The sequence below is a fragment of the Cellulomonas sp. NEAU-ZC6 genome (assembly GCF_056844425.1).
In genome coordinates this window covers 183,874-205,264 of sequence record NZ_JBXFYH010000005.1, presented here as the reverse complement: position 1 = coordinate 205,264, position 21,391 = coordinate 183,874, and the positions used below count along the sequence as shown (strand labels likewise).

The 21,391-nt window shown below is 74.9% G+C and carries 18 protein-coding genes; 4 read left to right on the top strand and 14 right to left on the bottom strand.

Annotated features, from left to right (window positions below):
* Positions 1-41: 41 nt before the first annotated feature.
* The 4 genes from AC1050_RS18635 to AC1050_RS18620 all read right to left on the bottom strand — a co-directional run bounded on the left by AC1050_RS18635 (position 42) and on the right by AC1050_RS18620 (position 5,746).
* Positions 42-2,402 carry a beta-xylosidase/alpha-l-arabinosidase gene (locus AC1050_RS18635; protein WP_482388951.1) on the bottom strand — a complete coding sequence of 787 codons (2,361 nt, stop codon included), beginning with the start codon at positions 2,400-2,402 and terminating at the stop codon, positions 42-44.
* A gap of 113 nt (positions 2,403-2,515) precedes the next feature.
* Positions 2,516-3,403 carry a carbohydrate ABC transporter permease gene (locus tag AC1050_RS18630; protein ID WP_482388899.1) on the bottom strand — a complete coding sequence of 296 codons (888 nt, stop codon included), beginning with the start codon at positions 3,401-3,403 and terminating at the stop codon, positions 2,516-2,518.
* Positions 3,403-4,440 carry a carbohydrate ABC transporter permease gene (locus AC1050_RS18625; protein WP_482388898.1) on the bottom strand — a complete coding sequence of 346 codons (1,038 nt, stop codon included), beginning with the start codon at positions 4,438-4,440 and terminating at the stop codon, positions 3,403-3,405. Before AC1050_RS18625 ends, AC1050_RS18630 begins: the two co-directional genes overlap by 1 nt.
* 7 nt (positions 4,441-4,447) lie before the next feature.
* Positions 4,448-5,746, bottom strand: coding sequence for an extracellular solute-binding protein (locus AC1050_RS18620; protein ID WP_482388897.1), 1,299 nt, complete (start codon positions 5,744-5,746; stop codon positions 4,448-4,450).
* 251 nt (positions 5,747-5,997) lie between these two features.
* Between AC1050_RS18620 and AC1050_RS18615 the strand changes: the two genes are divergently transcribed.
* A complete protein-coding gene (locus AC1050_RS18615; protein ID WP_482388896.1) occupies positions 5,998-7,005 on the top strand; it encodes a LacI family DNA-binding transcriptional regulator in 1,008 nt (335 codons plus the stop codon).
* 7 nt (positions 7,006-7,012) lie between these two features.
* On the opposite strand, the gene AC1050_RS18610 is transcribed toward AC1050_RS18615, so the two are convergent.
* Positions 7,013-7,837, bottom strand: a complete 825-nt coding sequence (locus tag AC1050_RS18610) for an SDR family NAD(P)-dependent oxidoreductase (RefSeq protein WP_482388895.1) — start codon at positions 7,835-7,837, stop codon at positions 7,013-7,015.
* 132 nt (positions 7,838-7,969) lie between these two features.
* On the opposite strand from AC1050_RS18610, the gene AC1050_RS18605 reads away from it, so the two are divergent.
* On the top strand, positions 7,970-9,250 hold the full coding sequence (locus AC1050_RS18605; RefSeq protein WP_482388950.1) for an alpha/beta fold hydrolase: 1,281 nt from the start codon (positions 7,970-7,972) through the stop codon (positions 9,248-9,250).
* Positions 9,251-9,418: 168 nt separating this feature from the next.
* On the opposite strand, the gene AC1050_RS18600 is transcribed toward AC1050_RS18605, so the two are convergent.
* Together AC1050_RS18600 and AC1050_RS18595 are read right to left on the bottom strand one after the other, a co-directional pair.
* Positions 9,419-11,179, bottom strand: a complete 1,761-nt coding sequence (locus tag AC1050_RS18600) for an alpha-amylase family protein (RefSeq protein WP_482388894.1) — start codon at positions 11,177-11,179, stop codon at positions 9,419-9,421.
* A complete protein-coding gene (locus AC1050_RS18595; RefSeq protein ID WP_482388893.1) occupies positions 11,176-12,228 on the bottom strand; it encodes a TIGR03885 family FMN-dependent LLM class oxidoreductase in 1,053 nt (350 codons plus the stop codon). Before AC1050_RS18595 ends, AC1050_RS18600 begins: the two co-directional genes overlap by 4 nt.
* Positions 12,229-12,353: 125 nt before the next feature.
* Between AC1050_RS18595 and AC1050_RS18590 the strand changes: the two genes are divergently transcribed.
* Positions 12,354-12,800: a ScoMcrA-related endonuclease gene (locus tag AC1050_RS18590; protein WP_482388892.1), complete on the top strand. Its 447-nt coding sequence runs from the start codon at positions 12,354-12,356 to the stop codon at positions 12,798-12,800.
* Positions 12,801-12,813: 13 nt separating this feature from the next.
* Here AC1050_RS18590 and AC1050_RS18585 read toward each other — a convergent pair whose 3' ends face one another.
* The 4 genes from AC1050_RS18585 to AC1050_RS18570 all read right to left on the bottom strand — a co-directional run bounded on the left by AC1050_RS18585 (position 12,814) and on the right by AC1050_RS18570 (position 17,459).
* Entirely contained in the window at positions 12,814-13,572 is a 759-nt protein-coding gene (locus AC1050_RS18585; protein WP_482388891.1) for a hypothetical protein, read from the bottom strand.
* Positions 13,562-13,747, bottom strand: a complete 186-nt coding sequence (locus tag AC1050_RS18580; protein WP_482388890.1) for a hypothetical protein — start codon at positions 13,745-13,747, stop codon at positions 13,562-13,564. The genes AC1050_RS18585 and AC1050_RS18580 overlap by 11 nt, the downstream gene beginning before the upstream one ends.
* Before the next feature lie 132 nt (positions 13,748-13,879).
* Positions 13,880-15,205, bottom strand: a complete 1,326-nt coding sequence (locus AC1050_RS18575; protein WP_482388889.1) for a glycosyltransferase — start codon at positions 15,203-15,205, stop codon at positions 13,880-13,882.
* A gap of 46 nt (positions 15,206-15,251) precedes the next feature.
* Positions 15,252-17,459, bottom strand: coding sequence for a glycoside hydrolase domain-containing protein (locus AC1050_RS18570; RefSeq protein WP_482388888.1), 2,208 nt, complete (start codon positions 17,457-17,459; stop codon positions 15,252-15,254).
* Positions 17,460-17,668: 209 nt separating this feature from the next.
* Between AC1050_RS18570 and AC1050_RS18565 the strand changes: the two genes are divergently transcribed.
* Positions 17,669-18,310 carry a DUF2510 domain-containing protein gene (locus AC1050_RS18565; protein ID WP_482388887.1) on the top strand — a complete coding sequence of 214 codons (642 nt, stop codon included), beginning with the start codon at positions 17,669-17,671 and terminating at the stop codon, positions 18,308-18,310.
* Between the two features lie 21 nt (positions 18,311-18,331).
* Here AC1050_RS18565 and AC1050_RS18560 read toward each other — a convergent pair whose 3' ends face one another.
* From AC1050_RS18560 to AC1050_RS18550, 3 genes are all read right to left on the bottom strand, one after another.
* Positions 18,332-19,444, bottom strand: coding sequence for an NADH:flavin oxidoreductase/NADH oxidase (locus AC1050_RS18560; protein WP_482388886.1), 1,113 nt, complete (start codon positions 19,442-19,444; stop codon positions 18,332-18,334).
* 84 nt (positions 19,445-19,528) lie between these two features.
* Positions 19,529-20,392: a mycothiol transferase gene (locus AC1050_RS18555; RefSeq protein WP_482388885.1), complete on the bottom strand. Its 864-nt coding sequence runs from the start codon at positions 20,390-20,392 to the stop codon at positions 19,529-19,531.
* Between the two features lie 40 nt (positions 20,393-20,432).
* Positions 20,433-21,344 (bottom strand): NERD domain-containing protein, encoded by a 912-nt coding sequence (locus tag AC1050_RS18550; RefSeq protein WP_482388884.1) that lies wholly within the window; start codon positions 21,342-21,344, stop codon positions 20,433-20,435.
* Positions 21,345-21,391: the final 47 nt, after the last annotated feature.

The following is a 21,391-nucleotide window of genomic DNA, read 5'->3' as shown; positions in this document are numbered from 1 at the left end:
GTCCGGGAAGCAGCCGGGGAGCACCGGGTTGGGCACCCGGGTCACGGAGCGGTGACCTTGACCTCGACCAGCCGGGCCTCGTCGCCGGTGAGGACGTGCACGTCCCCGGTGACCGCGAGCCGGGCGCGCTCCGTGGTGGTCCCGGCGACCGGGTGCCGCTCGGACGCCCGGTGGTTGCTGATCGCGCCGCCGGTGGTGCCGCTGAGCCCGGTCCCGGGACGGGCCGTACCGGCGTGCGAGGCGACCCACACCTCGACGTCGCCGGGCTCGACCACGCGCACCAGGCGCCGGTCCGAGAACGCGAGGCGCGTGGTCGGGACGCCGAAGGTCACGCGGCGGCGCTCGCCCGGCTGCAGGTCCACCCGCGCGTAGCCCAGCAGCTGGGCGACGGGGCGGGTCACGGTCGCGAGGACGTCGTGGGCGTAGAGCTGGACGACCTCCGTGCCCGCCCGGTCGCCGGTGTTCTCGACGGTGACGGCCGCGGTGAAGGTGCCGCCGGCGGCCACGGCCTCGTCGACCGTCAGCACGTCGTAGGCGAACGTCGTGTACGACAGCCCGAACCCGAACGGGCGCACCGGCGTGGAGTCGGCGGACGTCACGTCCGACGGCCCGCCGAGCAGCGGGTGCAGGTACCCGTACGGCTGGGAGCCGGCCGACCGGGGCAGGGAGACGGGCAGCCGGCCCGACGGCCCGACGGCCCCGGTGAGCACCCGGGTGATCGCCTCGCCGCCCCGCTCGCCCGGGAAGAAGGCCTGCAGGACGGCGGCGGGCCGCGGCCCCTCGCCGTCGAGCGCCCAGCCCAGGGCGTACGGCCGTCCGGTGAGCAGCACCAGGACGACGGGCGTGCCCGTGGTGAGCAGCTCCGCGACGAGCTGCCGCTGCACCCCGGGCAGCTCGAGCGTCTCCGCGTCGTTGCCCTCGCCGACGGTGCCGCGGCCGAACAGGCCGGCGTGGTCGCCGACCACCACGACCGCGACGTCGGCGGACGCGACGGCGTCCACGGCGGCGGCGAAGCCGGAGGTGTCGTCGCCCTCGACCGCGCACCCCGGGGCGTGCACGACCTCGGGCCCGGGCGCGCCCGCCTCGCCCGTCCCGCGCAGCGCCTCCAGCACGCTCGCGATCTCGAAGCCCATCGGGACGTCCGGGTGGTGCGCGAGCACGTGGTTCGCGAACGAGTAGCAGCCCATCAGCGCCTCGGGGCGGTCCGCGTTCGGCCCGACCACGGCGATGCGCGCGGGTCCGCCGGCCCCGGGAGCGGCGAGCGGCAGCACGCCGTCGTTGGCCAGCAGCACGACGGACTCCTCGGCGAGCCGGAGCGCGAGCGCCCGGTGCCGCGGGGAGTCCAGGTCGACGGCCGCGGGCGGCTCGTCCTCGTAGGCCCCGGGGTCGAGCAGCCCGAGCTCCTCCTTCTGCGCGAGCGCGCGCAGCACCGCCCGGTCGACGTAGCCCTCGTCCAGCAGCCCGGCGCGCACGCGCTCGGCCAGCGGCTCCAGGTAGGCGTCGCCGGTCGGCAGCTCGACGTCGATGCCCGCGGCCAGGGCCAGCGCGGCGGCCTCGCCGCGGTCGGCGGCCACCTGGTGCATCACCTCGAGGAACGCCACCGCGAAGTAGTCGGCGACGACCACGCCGTCGAAGCCCCAGCGCTCGCGCAGCACCTCGGTCAGGTAGGTCGGGTCGGCCGCCATCGGGACGCCGTCGATCTCGGTGTAGGCGTTCATCACCGAGCGCACGCCGCCGTCCTTGACCGCCATCTCGAACGGCGGCAGGAAGACGTCGGCGATCTCGCGCGGACCGGCCGAGACCGGCGCGTGGTTCCGGCCGGCGGCCGACGCGGAGTACCCGACGAAGTGCTTGAGCGTGGCGTGCACGCCCGCCTCCTGCATGCCCCGCACGTACGCGGTGCCGACGGTGCCGACCAGGTACGGGTCCTCGCCGATGCACTCGTCCACCCGCCCCCACCGCGGGTCGCGCACCACGTCCAGCACGGGCGCCAGCCCCTGGTGGACGCCGAGCTCGCGCATCGAGTCCCCGATCGCCCGGCCGACCTCGTGCACCAGGTCCGGGTCGAACGCCGCGCCCCAGGCGAGCGGCGTCGGGAAGGTCGCCGCCTGCCACGCGGCGAGCCCGGTCAGGCACTCCTCGTGCACCAGGGCGGGGATCCCGAGCCGGGTCTCCCGCTTGAGGCGGCGCTGCTCGGCCCACAGCCAGGCGGCGCGCTCGGCGGGATCGACCGGGCGGGTGCCGTAGACCCGGGTGTAGTGGCCGAGGCCGTGGCGGGTGACCTCGGGCAGCAGCCCGGCGTCCTTCTGGCCGGCGGCCATCTCGGACTGCATCGGGGCGACGGTCCCGTTCTGGTCCAGCCAGTAGCCCACGAGCTGGGCGAGCTTCTCCTCGAGGGACATCTGCGCGTGCAGCGCGCGCACCCGCTCGGAGACGGCGGGCAGGGCAGGGATCTCGGACACGCGGTCCTTCTCCTTCGTCGGCGGGTGGTGCGGGTGCGGGAGGCGGCGGTGCCTCAGCCCTTCACGGCTCCGGTGAGGCCACCGACGATCCGCCGCTCGAAGAGCGAGAAGAACACCAGGGCGGGGATCATCGACAGGGACGTGAACGCCAGCACCCGGGCGGTGTCGACGGAGTACTGCGAGGCGAACGACTGCACGCCGAGCGGCAGCGTGTAGGCGGCCTCGTCGTTGAGCACGAACAGCGGCAGCATGTAGCTGTTCCAGCTCGCCACGAAGGCCAGGATGCCGACGGTGACGACGCCGGGGACGGACAGCGGGACGACCATCCGGAAGAAGAACCCGAGGCGGCTCGCGCCGTCGATGGCGGCGGCCTCCTCGAGCTCCTTCGGGATCGCCCGCAGGAACGGCACGAGGATGATGATCGTCGTCGGCAGCGCGAACGCCACCTGCGGCAGGATGATGCCGGCCAGGCTGTTCATCAGGCCGAGGTTCTTGATCATGATGTACAGCGGCGTGATGGCGACGGTCATCGGGAACATCAGGCCGGCGGCGAACAGCGAGTACATCGCGCCGCGACCCCGGAACTCGTACCGCGCCAGCACGAAGCTGGCCATCACGCCGAGGATGACCACGCCGATGGTGGTCGCGACGCCGCAGATCACGGAGTTGGCGAACTGCTGCCAGAACAGCGAGCTGGTGAGGACGTCGGCGTAGTTGCCGAACTCCCAGGTGCTCGGCAGCCCGGACGGGTCCTGGGTGATCTGCGAGTTGGTGCGCAGACCGCCCAGCACGATGTACGCGACGGGGGCGATGCACACGCCCACCAGCAGCCACGAGACGACGTAGACCATCGGGTTGACGCGGTCGAGCGTCGACCCGCGCCGGCGGTGCGACGACGCCGGGGTGGGGAGCGGGGGTGCCTGGACGGCGACGGCGGCCATCACTTCTTCCTCTCGGTCAGTGCGCCCTCGGTGTCCCGCCGCAGCACCGAGCGCTGGTAGGTCAGCGCGATGACGAGCGAGACGAGGAACAGGACCACCGCGACGGCGTTGCCGAAGCCGTAGTTCCCGGCGTTGCGGCCGTTGACCACCATGTAGGTCGCCATCGTGGACGTGCCCGCGGTGGCGGCCACGTACTGGCCCCAGATGATGTAGACGAGGTCGAACAGCTGCAGCGAGCCGATGATCGACAGGAACGCCCAGATGCGGATGGTCGGGCCGAGCAGCGGCAGCGTGATCGCGCGCTGGGCCTGCCAGTAGGACGCGCCGTCGATGGCCGCGGCCTCGTGCAGCTCCTCCGGGATGGACTGCAGCCCCGCGAGGAACAGGATCACGGCGAAGCCGATGTACTTCCACGTGATGATCAGCATCAGCGACCAGATCGCGACGTCCGGGTCGGACAGCCAGTCGACCGCCCAGCCCTCCAGCCCGATCTTGCCGAGCAGGTCGTTGACCGCGCCCGTGGTCTGCAGCATGAGGGACCAGCCGGTGCCGACGATGACCTCGGAGATCACGTACGGCACGAAGATCAGCACGCGGATGATCGAGCGGCCGCGCATCCGGCGGTTGAGCAGCAGCGCGAGCACGACCGCCGCGGGTCCCTGCAGCAGCAGGGACAGCACCACGATGATGCCGTTGTGCCGCAGCGCGTCGTGGAACGTCGGGTCCTTCAGGATCGTGGCGTAGTTCTCCAGGCCGACGAAGTCGGTCGGCGGGCCGAAGCCCTTCCACTTGAAGAACCCGTAGTACGCCGCCATCACGACGGGGAAGATGACGAAGGCCAGGAAGACGGCGATGGCCGGGCCCGACAGCAGCGTGATCTCCAGCCGCTGCCGCCAGCTGCCGCCCCGCCGGCGCGGGCGGGCGGGGCGGTCCGGCCGGCGGGCCGGGGACGACGCCGTGGCGGCGCCGTCCCCGGCCGCGGAGCGACCCTCGGGCGACTTCGTGACCAGCGGGCCCACGCCCTGCGAGTCGCTCATGGTGCGGCTACTCCTTGGCCGCGGCCGCGTTGACGGCGTCGACGATCCCGGCGGCATCACCGTTGCCGGCGAGCATCTCGACGACGCCCGCGTTGAGGGCGTTGCCGACGTTCTGACCGAACATCGTGTCGAGCCACACGGTCACGTACGCGGCGTCGTTGTACGAGGCGAGCACGTCGGTGAGGGCGGGGTCGGTGACGACGCCCTGCGCCTCCTTGCTGGCCGGCAGGGTCACGAACGCCTCGGCGTAGCCCTCCTGGTACTCCTTCTGCATGAAGAAGTTGAGGAACTCGGCGCACTCCGGCGGGGCCTCGGCGGAGCAGCTGAAGCCGTCGACGCCGCCCATCATCGCGGTGGCGTCGCCGTCACCGCCCTCGACCTCCGGGAACGGGAACCAGCCGAGGTCGGCCAGCGGCTTCTGGTCCGGGGTGAGCGAGGCGATGACGCCCGGGTCCCAGGCGCCCATGAGCTCCATGGCGGCCTGGTGGTTGGCGATCAGGCCGGCCGACGACCCGGCGCCCTGCTGGGCGGTCGTGGTCAGGTAGCCCTCGTTGAACGGCTCGGTCCCCGCGAACTCCTCGAGGTCCTCGCCGGCCGCGGTCCAGCACGGGTCGTCGAAGGACATCTCCTTGGCGGCGGTGTCCATCGTCTCCTGCGAGCACTCGCGCAGCGCGAAGAAGTAGTACCAGTGCGCGGCGGGCCACGCGTCCTTGGCGCCCAGCGCGATCGGCGAGATGCCGGCGGCCTTGAGCTTCGTGACGGCCTCGTCCAGCTCGGCGAAGGTCGTGGGCGTCTCGGTGATGCCCGCCTCGGCGAACAGGTCCTTGCTGTAGTAGATGCCGCCCGGCAGGACCGAGGTCGGCATGCCGTAGACCTTGCCGTCGACCGTGAACGCGCTCAGCGCCGCGTCGCCGACGGCCTCGCGGGTGGCGTCGTCGATCTGGTCGGTCAGGTCCATCGCCTGGCCGGCCTCGACCACGTCGGCGAGCTTGCCGCCGCCGCGCGCCATGAAGATGTCCGGGGCGTCGCCCGAGTTCAGGGCGGTCTGCAGCTTGCCGTCCATGTCCTCGTTCTGGATGGACTGCACGGTGATGGTGACGCCGGGGTTCGCCTCCTCGAAGGCGGCGACCGTGTCCTCCCAGTACGCCTTGCCGTCGCCGGTCGTCGAGTTGTGCCAGAACGTCATCTCGACCGTCCCGTCACCGCCCGAGCCGGAGTCGTCGCCGCCACCGGAGCCGCAGGCGCTCAGGCCCAGCGCGCCCAGGAGGAGGACGGCGGGGACCGCCAGGGTCTTCCTTGCCTTCATCGGATCTGTCCTCTTCGTCGAGTTGATCTGAGTCGAACGGCCGCCCCGGGCGGGGGACCGGAAGCTCGGTACCACGTGCTCCGGGGGTGCCACGACGAGCCCGGCTCCGGCGGCGCGGGGGTGTGCCGCACTCCGCCGTCGTCGCCGGTTCCCCGTCGTCGCTGACCGGGTGCACGGCCGACTCTGGCAGCCCTCGATCTGACGTGTCAACCGTTGTCGATAACGGTTTCGTTACCGCTACGATCGAGCCCATGGCCAACCGGGTGACGATCACGGACGTCGCCCGCGCCGCCGGCGTCTCGGTCGCGACGGTGTCGAAGGTCGTCAACGGCCGGGACGGGATCGCCCGCGGCACCGCCGCCCTGGTCCAGCAGGTCGTGGCCGACCTGGGGTACGAGTCGAGCATCGTCGCGCGCAGCCTGCGCTCGCACCGCACGCACGTGCTGGGCATCCTCGTCGCCGAGTTCGAGCCGTTCAGCACGGAGATCCTCAAGGGCGCCGGCGCGGCGCTAGCCGGCACCTCCTACGACCTGCTGGCCTACACGGGCGGCGGCACCGGCGGCGTCGCCCGGGCCGGCTGGGAGCAGCGCTACCTGTCCCGGCTCAGCGGCACGCTGATCGACGGCGCCGTGCTCGTCACGCCCACCGTGGTCGCGGTCGCCGCCGGCGTCCCGGTCGTCGCCGTCGACCCGCACGCGGGGCCGGGCGGGCTGCCGACCGTCGACTCGGACAACCGGCACGGCGCGGTGCTGGCGGTCCGGCACCTGCTGGCGCTCGGGCACCGGCGGATCGGGTTCCTCGGCGGCCGGGCGGACCTGGAGTCGTCCCGGCTGCGCGAGGCCGGCTACCGGCAGGCGCTGGCCGAGGCGGGCATCCCGGTGGACCCGTGCCTGCTGCACGTGGCCGAGTACCGGCGCGAGGCCGCCGCCGGGCCGACCGCGGCGATGCTCGGGCTGGCCGACCCGCCGACGGCGGTGTTCGCGGCCAACGACCTGTCCGCCATGGGCATCCTCGACGCCGCGCAGCGCCTCGGGCTGCGGGTGCCGGACGACCTGTCGGTCGTGGGGTTCGACGACATCCCGGAGTCGGCGTCGACGACCCCGGGGCTCACCACCGTGCGGCAGGAGATCCAGCAGATCGGCGCCGCCGCCGTCGACCTGCTCGTCGGCCTGGTCGAGGGGACGCCCGCCCCGCAGGCGCACCTGCGGCTGCCGACCACCCTGGTGCCCCGGGGGTCGACCGCCCCGCCGCGCCGCTGACGACGCCTCAGACCCGGACGAGCGCCGCGCTGACGTCCCACAGCCGCCGCGCGAGGTCCGCGTCCGCGGCCTGCGGAGGCGGGACCGCGAGCCGGTCCTTCTCGTAGTACCCGCCCGGCTGCCACGTCGCGCCCGGGGTGCCCTGCACCAGCCACGTGAGGTGCGCGCCGCCCTCCTCGGGCGTGATGGTCAGCAGCCGCCGCAGGGGCGTGTGGTAGACGAACCGCATCAGGTGGGTGGTCTCGCGGGCGAAGCTGGTCGCGACGACGCCGGGGTGGAACGCCACGGCCGCCAGGCCCTCCGCGCCGTACCGGCGGTCCAGCTCGACGGTGTGCAGGATGTTGGCCAGCTTGGCGTCGCCGTACGCCTTCTGCGGGGAGTAGCCGCGCGTGCTGCCCAGGTCGTCCACGTCCAGGGCGCCCCAGGTCCGGGCGGCGACGCTCGACGTCTGGATGACCGACGCCCGGCTCGCGACGAGGGTCGGCAGCAGCAGGTGGGTCAGCAGGAACGGCGCCAGGTGGTTCACCTGCAGGGTCCGCTCGAACCCGTCCACCGTGTCCTCGCGGCGGCCCATGATGCCGCCGGCGTTGTTCGCCAGGACGTCGATCCGCGGGTACGCCGCGCGCAGCTCGTCCGCGAGCCGGTGCACCTGCGCCAGCTCGGCGAAGTCGGCGAGGTGGTGCGGGGCGCCCAGGTCCGCCGCGAGCTTGCCCGTGCGCTCGGCGGACCGCCCGACCAGCACCACCTGCTCGCCCGCGTCGGCGAGCTGGCGGGCCGACGCGGCGCCGATGCCGTCGCTGGCGCCGGTGATCACGATCGTCCGTCCGGGCACGCGTCCTCCGTCCGCCGTCACCGCAGGTGCGGCGACGAGTTCCCGAGAGCCTAGGGTGCTGCCGTGACCCCCGCCTCCCCGGACGCCCGCCGCCGCACCCGCACCTCCGCGACCCGGACGTCGCCCGCGCGCCTGGTCCCGCCGGTGCTGGTCCGGGACCACCGGGTGCGCGTGCCCGTCGACCGGGAGCACCCGGGGCGGTACCCGCACCTCGAGGTGTTCGCCCGCGAGCTGGTCGACCCGACGCGCGACGCCGAGGACCTGCCGCTGCTGCTGTTCCTGCAGGGCGGACCCGGTGGCATGGGCCCGCGCCCGCTGGGCGCCGGCTGGTGGACGACCGCGCTGCGCACGCACCGGGTGGTGCTGCTCGACCAGCGCGGCACCGGGCGCTCCTCCCGGGTGGACGGCCGCACGATGGCCCGGTTCGGCACGGCCGAGGAGGCCGCGGACTACCTGGCCTGCTTCCGGGCGGACGCGGTCGTCGAGGACGCCGAGGCCGTGCGCCGCTCGATCTACGGCGGCCGGCGCTGGGCCACGCTCGGGCAGTCGTACGGCGGGTTCCTCACGCTGACCTACCTGTCCCGGCACCCCGAGGCGCTGACCGCGTGCTACGTGACCGGCGGCCTGCCCGGCACCGGCGCGAGCGCCGAGGACGTCTACGCGCGCACGTTCCCCCGCCAGGCCGCGCGGGTCGCGGCGTTCGCCCGCCGGTACCCGGAGGACGTGGCGCTGCTCGGGGCGCTCGCGGACCGGCTGGCGGCCGGCGACGTCCGGCTGCCCGACGGCGACCCGTTCACCGTCCGGCGCCTGCAGACCCTCGGCATGCCGCTCGGGATGAGCACCGGCGTCGACGGCCTGCACTGGCTGCTCGACACGGTCGACCTGGACGCGGACGGCGTGCCCGACGACGCGTTCGCGCTCGCGGTGCAGACGCAGACCGGCTTCGACGCCAACCCGCTCTACGCCGTGCTGCAGGAGGTCATCTACCACCAGGGCGAGCGCGCGGGCGGCTGGGCCGCGCAGGCCGAGCTGGACCGGCACCCCGGGCTCGACCCGGCCGCGCGGCCGCTCGGGCTGACCGGCGAGGCGGTGTTCCCGTGGATGTTCGGCGAGGTGCGAGCACTGCGGCCCTTCCAGGCCGCAGCCGAGGCGCTCGCGGCCCGGACCTCCTGGCCTGCGCTCTACGACCCGGAGCGGCTCGCGGCCAACGAGGTGCCCGTCGCGGCCGTGCAGTACGTGGACGACCCCTACGTGGACCTCGACCTCGCGGTCGGCACCGCCGACGCCGTGGGGAACGCCCAGGTGTGGGTGACCAACGAGTACCTGCACGACGGGCTGCGCGCCGCGGGCGACGTCATCCTGCCGCGGCTGACGGACCTGGCCGCGGGGCGCTGGTCGGTCACGCGCGGCTGACCCCCGAGGGCCGGCCCGCGGGGTCCCGGCCCGGCCGGCTTGCGCACCCCGCACACCGCGCACTCGGCGAGCCCGCGAGCCCGCGAGCCCGCGAGCCCGCGAGCCCGCGAGCGCACGGGTCCGTGAGCGCACGGGTCCCCGGGAGGCAGGGGTCTCCGGGAGGCAGGGTCAGAGCAGCCGGCGGGAGCCCGGGCGGACGACGCGCATCCACCGGTACCCGTACGCGGGCAGCTCGACCTCGAGCCGGCCGTCGGCGCCGACCTCGCACGCGGCGTCCTCGAGCAGGTCCACCAGGCGCACCGGCTCGTCGTCCCGGGCGTCGCTCTCCGTGGACGCCGTGCCGTCGGCCCGCGCGTTCTCGCCGGGGTCGCGCTCGGCGTCGGGCAGGTGCAGCGGTACCGTCACCGCCTCGGGACCCAGGTTGTGCAGCGCGATCATCGAGGCGTCCTGCCACGTCGACCGGTGCGCGAGCACGGCGGGGTGCGGCTGGTCCAGGATCTCGGCGCGGGTCGCCCAGCCGAGCTCCGGGCACTCGCGGTACCGGCGGACCAGGGTCTGCACGAAGACCAGCAGCGAGTCCGGGTCCCGCCGCTGGTCGGCGACGTTGACGTGCTGCGGGGCGTACCCGCCGTCGACGACCGGGCCGGAGAGCCGGCGGGCCGGCGCGGCGGAGAAGCCCCCGTTGGTGCCCGAGGTCCACTGCATCGGCGTCCGGACCGCGAGGCGGCCGTCGGCGGCGAGGTTCTCGCCCATGCCGATCTCCTCGCCGTAGAACAGCACCGGGGTGCCGGGCAGCGTGAAGAGCAGCGAGTAGACCATCCGGATCCGGCGCGGGTCGCCGCCGAGCATGGTCGGCAGCCGCCGGCGCAGCCCGCGCCCGAACAGCTGCATGTCCTCCTCGGGGCCGAAGGCGGCGAACACCTCCGCGCGCTCCTGGTCGGACAGCTTGTCGAGAGTCAGCTCGTCGTGGTTGCGGACGAACGTCGCCCACTGCGCGTCGTGCGGGATCTCGGGCCGGTCGCGGAGCGCCTGGGCCAGCGCGCCGGCGTCCTGCCGCGCCAGCGACAGGTACATCTGCTGCATCGCGACGAAGTCGAACTGCAGCGTGAGCTCGTCGCCCTCGGCCGAGCCGTCGGCGTCGTGGTCGCCGAAGAACAGCCGCTGCTCCTCGTACGGCAGGTTGACCTCGCCCATCAGGATCGAGTCGCCGGTGCGGCGGGACAGGAACGACCGCAGGGCCTTGAGGAACTCGTGCGGGTGCTCGATGTCGTCCGCCGGGGAGCTCGCGGCGTCCGCCAGCATGAACGGCACCGCGTCGACCCGGAACCCCGCGAGGCCCAGCTCGGCCCAGTACCCGACCACCTTGGCGATCGCGTCCCGCACCTGCGGGTTGGCCGTGTTGAGGTCGGGCTGGTGCCGGTAGAACCGGTGGCGGTACCAGGCCTGAGCCTTCTCGTCCCAGGTCCAGATGCCGTCCTCCTGGTCCGGGAAGATCACCTCGTCCCCGGTCGGCGGGGGCGCGTCCGTGCGCCACACGTAGAAGTCCCGGAACGGGCTGTCCGGGCTGCTGCGTGCCGACCTGAACCACGGGTGCCGGTCGGAGGTGTGGTTGACGACCAGGTCCGCGATCACGCGGATGCCGCGGTCCCGGGCCGTGCGGATCAGCTCGACCAGGTCGCCGGCGTCGCCGAGGCGGGGGTCGACGCCGTAGAAGTCGGTGATGTCGTAGCCGTCGTCCCGGTCGGCCGTCGGGTAGAACGGCATCAGCCACAGGCAGGTGATCCCGAGGTCGGCCAGGTGGTCGAGCCGCTGCACCAGGCCGGGCAGGTCGCCGACGCCGTCGTCGTTCCAGTCCATGAACGTCTCGACGTCCAGGCAGTAGACGACGGCGTTCTTCCACCAGAGGTCGCCGGTGTCGCGGATCCTCACGCGTCGGCCTCCGCGGTCCCGGCCTCGACCGCGTGCAGCGCGGGCAGCAGGTGCTCGGCCGCGAGGTCGATGAACGCGTCCAGCGACGACGGCGGGTGCGTCACCGTCGGGGTCGCGTCGTCGTGCTTGCCGTGGTCCGGCCGGACGTCGGTGGCGACCTGGTGCAGGTACACCTCGTCGAACCCGATCTCGACCAGCTCGACCAGCCGGTCCCGGAGCCGCACGGGATCGTGCTCGACGACGACCGCGGTGCCCAGGGTGTCGTCGTCGACGGTCTTCGCGAGCTCGTCGAACGCCTCTGGGGTCGCGAGGTCCCACGCCGCCGGTGGGCCGGCCGCGTTGCCCGCCCACTGCTCGCGGGCCAGGCGCCAGGCCTCGTCCGGGTCGGTCGCGTACGACACGTGCACCTGCAGCGAGATCGGCCCGCGTCCGCCGGCGTCGCGGTAGGCGTCGACCACCCGGCGGAGCTTCTCGGGCTCCTGGTTCACCGTGACCAGGCCGTCGGCCCAGTCGGCGTGCGCGCGGGCGGTCTCGACGGTCACCGCGGGCCCGATCAGCCGCGGCGGCACGTCCGGCAGCGTCCACAGCTGCGCGTGGTCGACGGTCACGAGGCCGTGGTGCGTGACCTCCTCGCCGGCGAGCAGCGCGCGGATGATCTGCACGCACTCGCGCAGCCGGGCGTCCCGCTCCGGCTTCGGCGGCCACGGGTCGCCGGTGATGTGCTCGTTCATGTTCTCGCCGGAGCCGAGCGCGACCCAGAACCGGCCGGGGTACATCGAGGCGAGCGTCGCCGCCGCCTGGGCGACGACCGCCGGGTGGTACCGCTGCCCCGGGGCGTTCACCACCCCGAACGGCAGGCGCGTCGTGGCCATGGCCGAGCCCAGCCAGGTCCAGGCGAAGCCCGAGTGCCCCTGGTTCGTGCTCCACGGCGCCCAGTGGTCGGAGCACATGGCGGCGTCGAAGCCGGCCTCCTCCGCGTGCTGGGTCGCCGCGAGCAGCGCGCTGGGGTGGACCTGCTCGTGCGAGTTGTGGAAGCCGACACGGGTCATGCCGTCGTTCCTACCGGCTCCGCCGCTGCTCCGCGCGGTGAACGGTCCCGCCGTGCGTCCGAACTCACAGGGTCCAGGGGCTCGCGCCCGGGGGGTGGCCGCCCGGCGGGACGTAGCCTGGGGGCGTGGCGACCTTCTCCGCCGTGACGCGACAGCACCTCCTCCAGGCCATGGCCGAGCACGACGCCCGCGGCGCCGAGGACTTCCTGGGCGTCTACGGCTACACCGAGACCAGCGGCAGCACCTTCGAGCACGAGGGCACCCGGTACCCGAGCCTCGCCGTCGTCGGGGTGGCGCACCGGTTCGCGACCGGCCGGCTGCCGTCCGCGGACGAGTTCCACGGCGGCGACCAGGCCGTCGAGGCGCTGCTCCGCCGGCGCGGCTTCGACCTGCCGGAGCCCGCCGGGACGCGTCCCGCACCCGCCACCCGCACCCGCGCGTCGGCGCCCGCGCGCACCCGCACGGCGGCCCCGGCCAAGCCCCGCGCGGTCCAGCGCGAGGAGGTCATCACGCTGTGCCCGACCTGCTCGATGGCCCTGCCGGCGACCGGGCGCTGCGACTACTGCGACTGACCGTCCGGCACCCTCAGAGCGCCCCGAGCCGGTCCGCCCGCCCCGCGGGAACCGACGCCGGCGCGGCCACCCGGTAGCCGAGGCGGCAGAGCTCCGCCGCGGCGCTCACGGGGTCGTCCCGCACCGCCGCCCGCAGCTGGGTACCGCGCCACCGCTCGCGCCCGGTGCGGATCGCGTCCTGCCAGCCGTCGCGGGTGTCGAGCCCGAACTCCCGCACCAGCATCTCGAGCACGTCCTCGAACGCCGGCCGGAACCGGTGGCCGCCGAGCGGGAAGTGCAGCGTCGACACCCGGGGCACGCGCCCGCGCCGGACCGCGGACGTGCGGGCACGGCCGCGCAGCCGGTGGCCCGCCGCCATCATGGCGAACACGAGCTCGTCGCGGTGCCCGTGCACGTTGAGGTGCGCGGCGGGGACCTTGCCGTCGGACCCGGCGTCGTAGTCGTACCGGAACAGCGGCTCGGCGGTGGACTCGGTGACGACGGAGAAGCTCGAGCGCCGCACGGCGAGGTGCTCGCCGGTGCCGTCCCACGCGCAGCGGAGCAGACCTCGGAGCCGCAGGATCGTCAGGCCGTCGACGGTGAGCGGGATGCCCGTCCGGGGGCCCTGCTCGATCGCGAGTCCCACGTCGCCGCCGGCGCGGACCGCTCGTGCACGGACGAGCGGCGGGACGACCGGCAGCACCCCCGCCAGCGTGCGGTGGAGGTCGTCCGCGAACTCGGTGGCGGCGTCCAGGAGACGCCGGTCGGCGAGCGGTCCCGGCTCAGTCCTCATCGAGGAACCACCCGAGCTCCTCGTACTCCTCGAAGTCGGCGCGCTGCTCGGGCGACAGCTGCCAGCTCTCGGCACGCTCGTGCAGGGTCGCGAGGTCGAGGCCGGTACTGGCCAGCGCGGCGGCTCGGCGTTCCAGCACCTGCTCGATCGAGAGGATCTCGATGATGACGGCCACGGGGCGCTCCTCGGGTGCGGCGGACGACCCCCTCGGCGGCGGCTGACGGGTCGACGCCTCGACGCTAGCCGCACCGGGCTGTGCGCTGTCCAGCCCGATCTCGCGAGGTCGTCCGCCCGCCGCCCGCCCGGGTCAGCGCGCCGCCGGCTGCACCTGGTCCACGGCCTCGAGGATCTTGTCCAGCACGACCGCCCGGTCGAACTGCAGCGCGAACTCCCGCGAGGCGGCCGCCCACGCCTCGCGCTCCGCCGCCGCGAGCCCGAGCGACCGGTCCAGCGCCGCGGCGATCGCGGCCGGGTCGTCGACCGGCACGATGATCGCCGTGTCGCCCACCGCCTCCGGGATGCCGCCGGTGTCGGTCGTGATGACGGGGCCGCCGCCGGACAGCATCTTCTCGACGAGCGCGATGCCGAACGTCTCGACGAACTCCGGGCGCGGCTTGCTGGGCAGCACGTACGCGGCGGCGCCGGCCATCAGGTGCGGCTTCTCGTCGTCGGAGACGTCGTCCAGGAACAGCACGCGGTCCGCGACCGGGGAGGCGGCGGCGTGGGCGCGGAGCTCGGCGGCCTCGGGCCCGTTGCCGGCGATGACCAGCCGGTGCGTGCCGGGCGCGGAGCTGGCGGCGTAGCCGTCGATCAGGTCGTCGACGCCCTTGGCCGCGGCGAGCCGCGACAGGAACAGCACGTAGCCGTCGCGGTCGAGCCCCCGGGCCGCGAGCAGGGCATCGGTCTCGGTGTCGTCGCGGGACAGGTACTGCGCCACGTCGACGGCGGGGTAGGAGATCCGGACGCGCTCGCGGCACTGCTCGGCGAACGTGGTGCCGTGCCGCGCGTCGACCGCCTCCGCCTCGCTGATGATGAGGTCGCGGGTGTACTCCGAGACCGCGAGGCAGACGTCGTGCTCCAGGTAGGACACCAGCACGTGCGCAGCGGCGCCGAACCGGTCGGCCTGCACCGCGGCGCGCACGACGTTGGTGACGTCGGAGCCGACGGCCTCGGCGACCGTGGTGACGTTGACCGGCAGGCCGGTGCGGCGGGCGACCTGCACGGCGTCGGCGACGGCGGTGGCGTGCGGGCTCAGGTAGAGCGACAGCGCGACCGTGGGCACCCCGTCGGTGAACAGCTCCACCAGGCGGCCGATCAGGCCCGCGACGTAGCGGCCGTCCGGCACCTTGTAGTCGCCGACCGGGTCGGGCCGCTCCACGATCACGCCGTCGCGGTACGGCATGACCCGGTCCAGCGGCTTCAGCGGCAGGCCCGCGGCCTGCAGCCGGTCGATGGGCCAGGTCACGATGCGCACCTCGTCGAAGCCGCGGTCGAGCGCGGCCTCGGCCAGGTTGCGGGCCTCGCCGGAGTGCCCGCAGATGACGGGGTCGGCGCGCACCACGATGACGAGGCGGCGGTCGACGCGGCGGGGCGGTGCGGCGTCGGTGGCGGTGGTGAGGGTCGTGTCGGTCACGGCATGCCTCCGGGAGCGTGCTGCAGGGGAGAGAGGGGAGAGCGGGTCAGGCCGGGGTGGTGCTGACCGAGGGGGGCCGGGTGGCGGCGTTCCACGGCCCGGGCGCGGGACCGAGGTCGACCTGCAGCCGGCCCCCGGCGTGCAGCTCGGTGCCGGTGAGCCAGGTGCGGTCCAGCTCGACGCCGTCCAGGCGGACCCGCTGCACGTGCTGCGCGGGGCCGCCCGGCTCGGGTTCGACGAACCCCGACGTCTCGACGGTGAGCACCTTGCCGCCGACCTCGAGCCGGGCCTCGCGCCACGCCGGCGCGTTGAGCAGGAACAGGTTCTGCCCCGCGACGGGGAACAGCCCCAGCGACGCCCACACGTACCAGGACGACAGGCCGCCGGAGTCGTCGTTGCCGGGCAGCCCGCCCCGGCCGGTGCCGAACTGCTGCTGGACCACCGCGTGCACCACCTCCGCGGTGCGGTCCGGCCGGCCGGCGTACTGGTACGCCCAGGGGGCCTCCATGTCCGGCTCGTTGTTCAGCCCCTCGAACCGGTGCAGCCCGTAGCCGGCGAGCATCTCGTCCTCGGTGGGCGCCAAGCCCGGCTGCCGGACCGGCTCGGCGCCGTAGCCGAAGAACCGGTCCAGCAGCGTGACGAACCCGTCGTCGCCGCCGGCCAGGGCGATCCGCGCGGCCATGTCGTGCAGCAGCCGGAACGAGTAGTTCCACCGCCCGCCCTCGTAGAACGTGGAGTCGCGCAGCAGGCCGGTCCCGGGGTCGAAGGCGTTCCGCCACCGCCCGGCGAACGGGGCGAACTGGTCCGTCAGCGTGCGGTCGCCGACCTGGCGGGCGATCACCGCGGTGCAGAAGTACCCGGACGCCAGGTCGAGCGTGTGGCTGATCGGGTGCGTGCGACCGTGCAGCAGGAACTCCTCGCCGTAGGTCCGGCGCAGGTCGTTGTGCAGGTGCACCAGCGCCCAGTCCCAGTCCATCGGCAGGCCCAGCGCGCACAGGTCGGCCAGGAACGTGTGCGCCAGGGCACTGCCCTGCCGGGAGAACCGGTCGGCGCCGCGGGCCATCCGGTAGCCGATCGGGAAGTTCCCCTCCTCCTCGGCGATGTGCAGGATCGCGGTGGCGAGCTCGACGGCCTTCTCCGGCACCAGCGCCGTCAGCAGCGGCAGCTGGGTCCGGTAGATGTCCCACATCGTCGCGATGTCGTACGCGAACGGGGTGTCCGTCGGCCAGAACGGGCTCTCGTCGGGGGCCAGGCAGGGCTTGATCAGCGAGTGGTAGACCGCCGTCGACAGCACGGTCTGCTTGCCCGGGTCGGGGGTGTCGACCTGGACCTTGCCCAGCTGGCGGCGCCACTCGTGCGCGGTGCGCGCCCGGCGCTCCGCGAACGACGACGGCCCCGGCCCGCAGTCGCGCACCAGGTTCTCGCGCGCCTGCTCGACGCCGCGCAGCGAGAACCCGAAGCGCAGCTCGACCACCTGGCCGGGCTCCGTGGGGCCGGCCCACATCAGGCCGAACGGCCGCAGCGTGGTGGGCCGGATCCGGTCGAAGTCCAGCCGGGTGCCGCCGGGCATCAGCCGCCGGTCGTACCAGAGCAGCTGCCGCCACTGCGCCGACGCGGGGGCGTCGCACTCCACGTGCACCGCCAGCGGCGCGCCCTCGACCGTGATCTCGCCCTGCGCGACGCCGGGCGCCACCGACTGCAGGTGCGCCCGCAGCGGGACGGTGCGGCCGTAGGGGATGTCCAGGCCGCCGAGGCTGAGGTCGATCACGAGCCGCGCGTCCCGGTGCGCGGGGAAGGTGTACCGGTGCACGGCGGACTTGGGGCCGACCGTCACCTCGCACCGGATGCCCGAGTCCAGGGTCGCCGCGTAGTAGCCCGGCTCCGCGACCTCGTCGGAGACGTCCCACAGCTGTCCGAGGTCGTCCAGCGGCTGCAGCATCGGCGTGACCCGCAGGTAGTTGTAGTACTTGCGGATCGCCCCGGTGCCGGACTGCTGGAAGTGCGTGAAGCCGGAGGCGCGCTGCCCGTCGTGCAGCTCCGGCGGCAGCCCCTCGGTCGACAGGTCGTACCGGCCGTAGCCCGTCGGGTAGGCGCCCGAGTAGGCGCACGCGCTGACCATGCCGAGCGGGTACGTCGCCCCGGGGTGCGTGTTCCCGACCTGCGGTTTCGGCCACCACCACGTCGCGGCCAGACCGGACTGCGGCGGCAGCGCGGTGGCCTCCGTGCCGATGAACGGGTCGACGTGCTCGAACACCCTGGCCTGCCCCCTCCCGGTCGCCTGCGCCCTGCGCCGGCCGCCGCGGTGCGGCCGGTGGAGGGAACGTACGCGCCGGAGGTGTCCGGCGGGTTACGAGACGGCGGGGCGCGCCGGGGGTGCGCCGCGCGCCGGGCGCCGCTGCGCCGAACGGGGGATCGCGCGCGCCCGGGGTCATGGAGCGGCACCCGCGTACCGAGAGGGAGGGCATGACCGAGGCTGCACCGCTCCCGGCCCCCGGGTGGTACCCCGACGGGGTGACGCCCGGCGTGCTGCGGTGGTTCGACGGCGCGGGCTGGACCGAGCGGACCGCACCGGTCCCGGCGGCACCGCCCGTCCCCGCGCCGCCCGCCCCCGTCAGGCCCGCGGTGCCGGACCCCGCGGATGCCGGTCCCGCCGCACGACCCGGGGCGCACACCGCCGCGGGGGTCGCCGCGCCGGCGCACGCCCGGCGCCCGGTCGCCGCGGCACCCGTCCCACCTGCTGCCCCCGTCGCGCAGCCGTACGCCGCCGCCCCGTACGCCGCCGCCCCGGGTGCCGCGCCCGGGTGGGCCCCGCAGACGACCGCCTGGTACCCCGACCCGCCGCGGCCGGGGGAGAGCCCGCGCGACGCGCTGCACTGGCTCGTCCCCGTGGGCCGGTCCTGGCAGTCGGTCGTCGCCGGCTACCTCGGTCTGGTCGCGATCGTCGTGTGGCCGCTCGGCCCGGTGGCGCTCGGCTTCGGCGTCTGGGCGATGCGGCGTGCCCAGGACGGCGGGCACGGCCGGGGTCGCGCGGTGCTGGCCCTCGTCGTCGGCGTGCTGTCGACCGTCGCGCTCGTGTTCGTGGGCGTCTCGCTGCTCACGACCTGACGCGGCGACCCGGCCCGGCGCTCAGCCCCAGGAGCCGCGCGCGTACTGCGCGGGCCAGCCGGCGGGCTGGTCGGGCAGCGCCGTGGCCGCGGCGTCGCCGGCGTGCTCGAGCACGGGGGCCTTGTCGTCCAGGGTGTGCGCGGCGCGCAGGGGCCAGTGCGGGTCGAACAGGGCGGGCCGGCCGATCAGGACGACGTCCGCGGAACCCTCGGCGAGCACCTGCTCGGCCTGCTGGGGCGTCGTGATGAGGCCGACGGCGGCGGTGGGCAGCCCGGCGGTCTCCCGGACCGTCCGCGCCGCGGGCACCTGGTACCCGGGGCCGACCGGGATCGTGGCGTGCACGTTGCCTCCGGTGGAGACGTCCACCAGGTCCACGCCGTGCTCGCGCAGCCAGACCGACACCTGCGCGACGTCCTCGACCGTCAGCCCGCCCTCGGTCCAGTCGGTGGCCGAGACGCGGACCAGCAGCGGCCGGTCCTCGCCGAGCTCGGCGCGCACGGCGTCCACGGTGTCGAGCAGCAGCCGCACGCGGTCCGCCAGGGAGCCGCCCCACGCGTCGGTGCGCTCGTTGGACAGCGGCGACAGGAACTGGTGCAGCAGGTAGCCGTGGGCGGCGTGCACCTCGACCACGTCGAACCCGGCGGCGACGGCGCGCCGGGTGGCGGCCGCGAACTGACCGGGGACGGCGGCGACCTGCTCGGCGGACATCGCCTGCGGCGCGGCGTAGCCGGCGAACGCCAGGTCGGACGGGCCGACCGTCTCCCAGCCGCCGTCCGTCGCGGGGACGGTGCCCGACCCCTCGCCGAACCCGCGGTAGGTCGAGGCCTTGCGGCCCGCGTGCGCGAGCTGGACGCCGACGGCGGCGCCCCGGCTGCGGACGAAGTCGGTGATCCGGCGCCAGGCGGCGACCTGCTCGTCGTTCCAGAGCCCGACGTCCTGCGGCGAGATCCGGCCCTCCGGGACCACGGCCGTCGCCTCCGCGAGCACCAGGCCGAACCCGCCCACGGCGCGGGCGCCGAGGTGCGCCAGGTGCCAGTCGGTGGGCACGCCGTCGCCGTCGGCGGAGTACTGGCACATCGGCGCCAGCCAGACGCGGTTCCGGAAGGTCGTGCCGCGCAGGGTCAGGGGGGACATCAGCAGGCTCACGCCTGGTCGAACGGCGGCGACCGCGGCGGCCATTCCGGCCCCGCCCGCGTCGTGACGCAGGTCACGCCGGTGCTACTCGCCGACCTCGCCGTCGACGGCCTCGCGCAGCAGGTCCGCGTGACCGGCGTGCCGCGCGTACTCCTCGATCATGTGGGTGACCACCCAGCGCACGCTCGGCGCCCGCCCGTCGGGCCAGGTCCGCCGGACCGGGGAGCCGGGCCCGCCGGCCGCCAGCGCGGCCGCGAGCAGCTCGCGGGACCGGTCGACCGACGCCTGCCACAGCGCGCGCAGCTCCTCGGGGGAGTCCTGCGCGGCCGTGTGCCACTCCCAGTCGCGGTCGGCGGCCCAGTCGACGGAGCGCCAGGGCTCGGCGCGGTCGCGGTCGTGCAGGGTGCGGGAGAACCAGTCGTCCTCGACGTACGCCAGGTGCTTGAGCAGGCCGCCGAGCGTCATGGTCGACGGCGGCACGGTCACGGCGAGCCCGGCGGCGTCGAGGCCGCGGGTCTTCCACTCCAGCGTGGCCCGGAGGAAGTCGAGGAACCCGAGCAGCGTCGCCATCTCGTCGGCGTCGACCGGCGGCTCCGGCCGGCCCTGCTCGTCCAGATCCACCGCCGGGGCGACGACCGGGTCGGGCCGGTCCGCGGGCACGTCGAGCTCGCGTGCCGCCGCGGAGACCTGGCTCGCCAGGGCCGCGTCGCGCTCGCTCAGCCCGCCGACGTCGTGCGACACCAGCCGGACGGTCACCGCGGCGTACCGCAGGTCGACGTCCGCGTGGTGGTCCGCGGCGTCCGCGAGCTCGCCGATCGCGTCGACCAGCTCGACGCCGGCCGCGAACGACCCGGTGCGGAACCGCGCGGACGCGCCCTCGGGGGTCGCCCGCCAGTCCGCGACGCCGGGGGTCGCGTGGAACTGCTCCGGCGTGATCCGATCGCCCATGGCGCCACGGTAGACCCGGGTGCTGCCCGCGGTCTGCGGGTCAGCCGGCGGCGTCGAGCCAGGCGAGCAGGAAGTTGCCCACGGTCAGCAGGCCGAGCACGGCCAGCCCGAGGCGGAGCGCGCCGTCGCCGGCGGCCGCACGCGGGGCGGCGGCCCGTCCCGCACCGTCGACGTCCGCGTCGGCCTGGTCGTGCAGGCCGGCCACCGCGTGGTTGCGGGGCTGCGCGTACGGGGCGACCCGGTCGGACGTCGTGGTGCCCGCGGCCCGGGCGGCCGGCGCCTGCCACACCGCCGACGGCCGGAACACGTCGTCGACGGTCAGCTGCTCCGGGCTCACCGCGCCACCGAGCTCGGCGGCCAGGTACTCGGACACGAGGACCACGTCCTCCGCGGTGAAGCGGTCCGGCAGCCCGGCCAGGTGCTGCGCGAGCCGCAGCTCGCCGACCACGAGGCCGCCACCGCGGGCCGCGGCGGGCTCGAGGGTGCTGCCGGCGACGCACAGCACCGCGTGCACCGCGCGGCGGTGGGCAGGCGCGAGCAGCGCGGTGATCGCCCCGGCGCCGTCGGCGACCGCCGTGACCTCGGGAGTCCGCCCGTAGCCCTGGTGCCGCAGCGTGCCGTCCACGACCTCGACGTCGCCGCGCCACCGGACCGTCTCCAGGACCACGACGCCGCCGGGGCCGACCGCGACGTGCTCGACGGTGGTGCGGGAGCGTCCGGGTCGGTGCAGGTCCCGCAGGACGGTCCAGCCCGCAGGCGCGGCCGCGAGGGCCCGGGTGGTGCCGGACGCCTCGGCGGCCGTCCCGCCGAGCCAGGAGTCGAACCAGTCGTCGTCCCGGTCGGCCTCGGGGCGCGCCGCAGGCACGCCGCTCGCCGTGGTGGCGTCGCCGCGCCGCAGTGCCCGCCGGCGCGCGCGTCGCGCGGTCCGGTCGGTGCCGATCCCCAGGTCCATCGTCCTCACCCCACGGGACCTATCGACACGTGGGGTGCCGGTGCTGA

Excerpts from the sequence above, each read along its gene's own strand:
- AC1050_RS18555 (WP_482388885.1), bottom strand. The coding sequence starts at position 20,392 with ATGGGCGATCGGATCACGCCGGAGCAGTTCCACGCGACCCCCGGCGTC.
- AC1050_RS18565 (WP_482388887.1), top strand. The coding sequence starts at position 17,669 with ATGACCGAGGCTGCACCGCTCCCGGCCCCCGGGTGGTACCCCGACGGG.
- AC1050_RS18630 (WP_482388899.1), bottom strand. The coding sequence starts at position 3,403 with ATGGCCGCCGTCGCCGTCCAGGCACCCCCGCTCCCCACCCCGGCGTCG.
- AC1050_RS18615 (WP_482388896.1), top strand. The coding sequence starts at position 5,998 with ATGGCCAACCGGGTGACGATCACGGACGTCGCCCGCGCCGCCGGCGTC.
- AC1050_RS18625 (WP_482388898.1), bottom strand. The coding sequence starts at position 4,440 with ATGAGCGACTCGCAGGGCGTGGGCCCGCTGGTCACGAAGTCGCCCGAG.
- AC1050_RS18560 (WP_482388886.1), bottom strand. The coding sequence starts at position 19,444 with ATGTCCCCCCTGACCCTGCGCGGCACGACCTTCCGGAACCGCGTCTGG.
- AC1050_RS18635 (WP_482388951.1), bottom strand. The coding sequence starts at position 2,402 with ATGTCCCTCGAGGAGAAGCTCGCCCAGCTCGTGGGCTACTGGCTGGAC.
- AC1050_RS18550 (WP_482388884.1), bottom strand. The coding sequence starts at position 21,344 with ATGGACCTGGGGATCGGCACCGACCGGACCGCGCGACGCGCGCGCCGG.
- AC1050_RS18585 (WP_482388891.1), bottom strand. The coding sequence starts at position 13,572 with ATGAGGACTGAGCCGGGACCGCTCGCCGACCGGCGTCTCCTGGACGCC.
- AC1050_RS18620 (WP_482388897.1), bottom strand. The coding sequence starts at position 5,746 with ATGAAGGCAAGGAAGACCCTGGCGGTCCCCGCCGTCCTCCTCCTGGGC.
- AC1050_RS18595 (WP_482388893.1), bottom strand. The coding sequence starts at position 12,228 with ATGACCCGTGTCGGCTTCCACAACTCGCACGAGCAGGTCCACCCCAGC.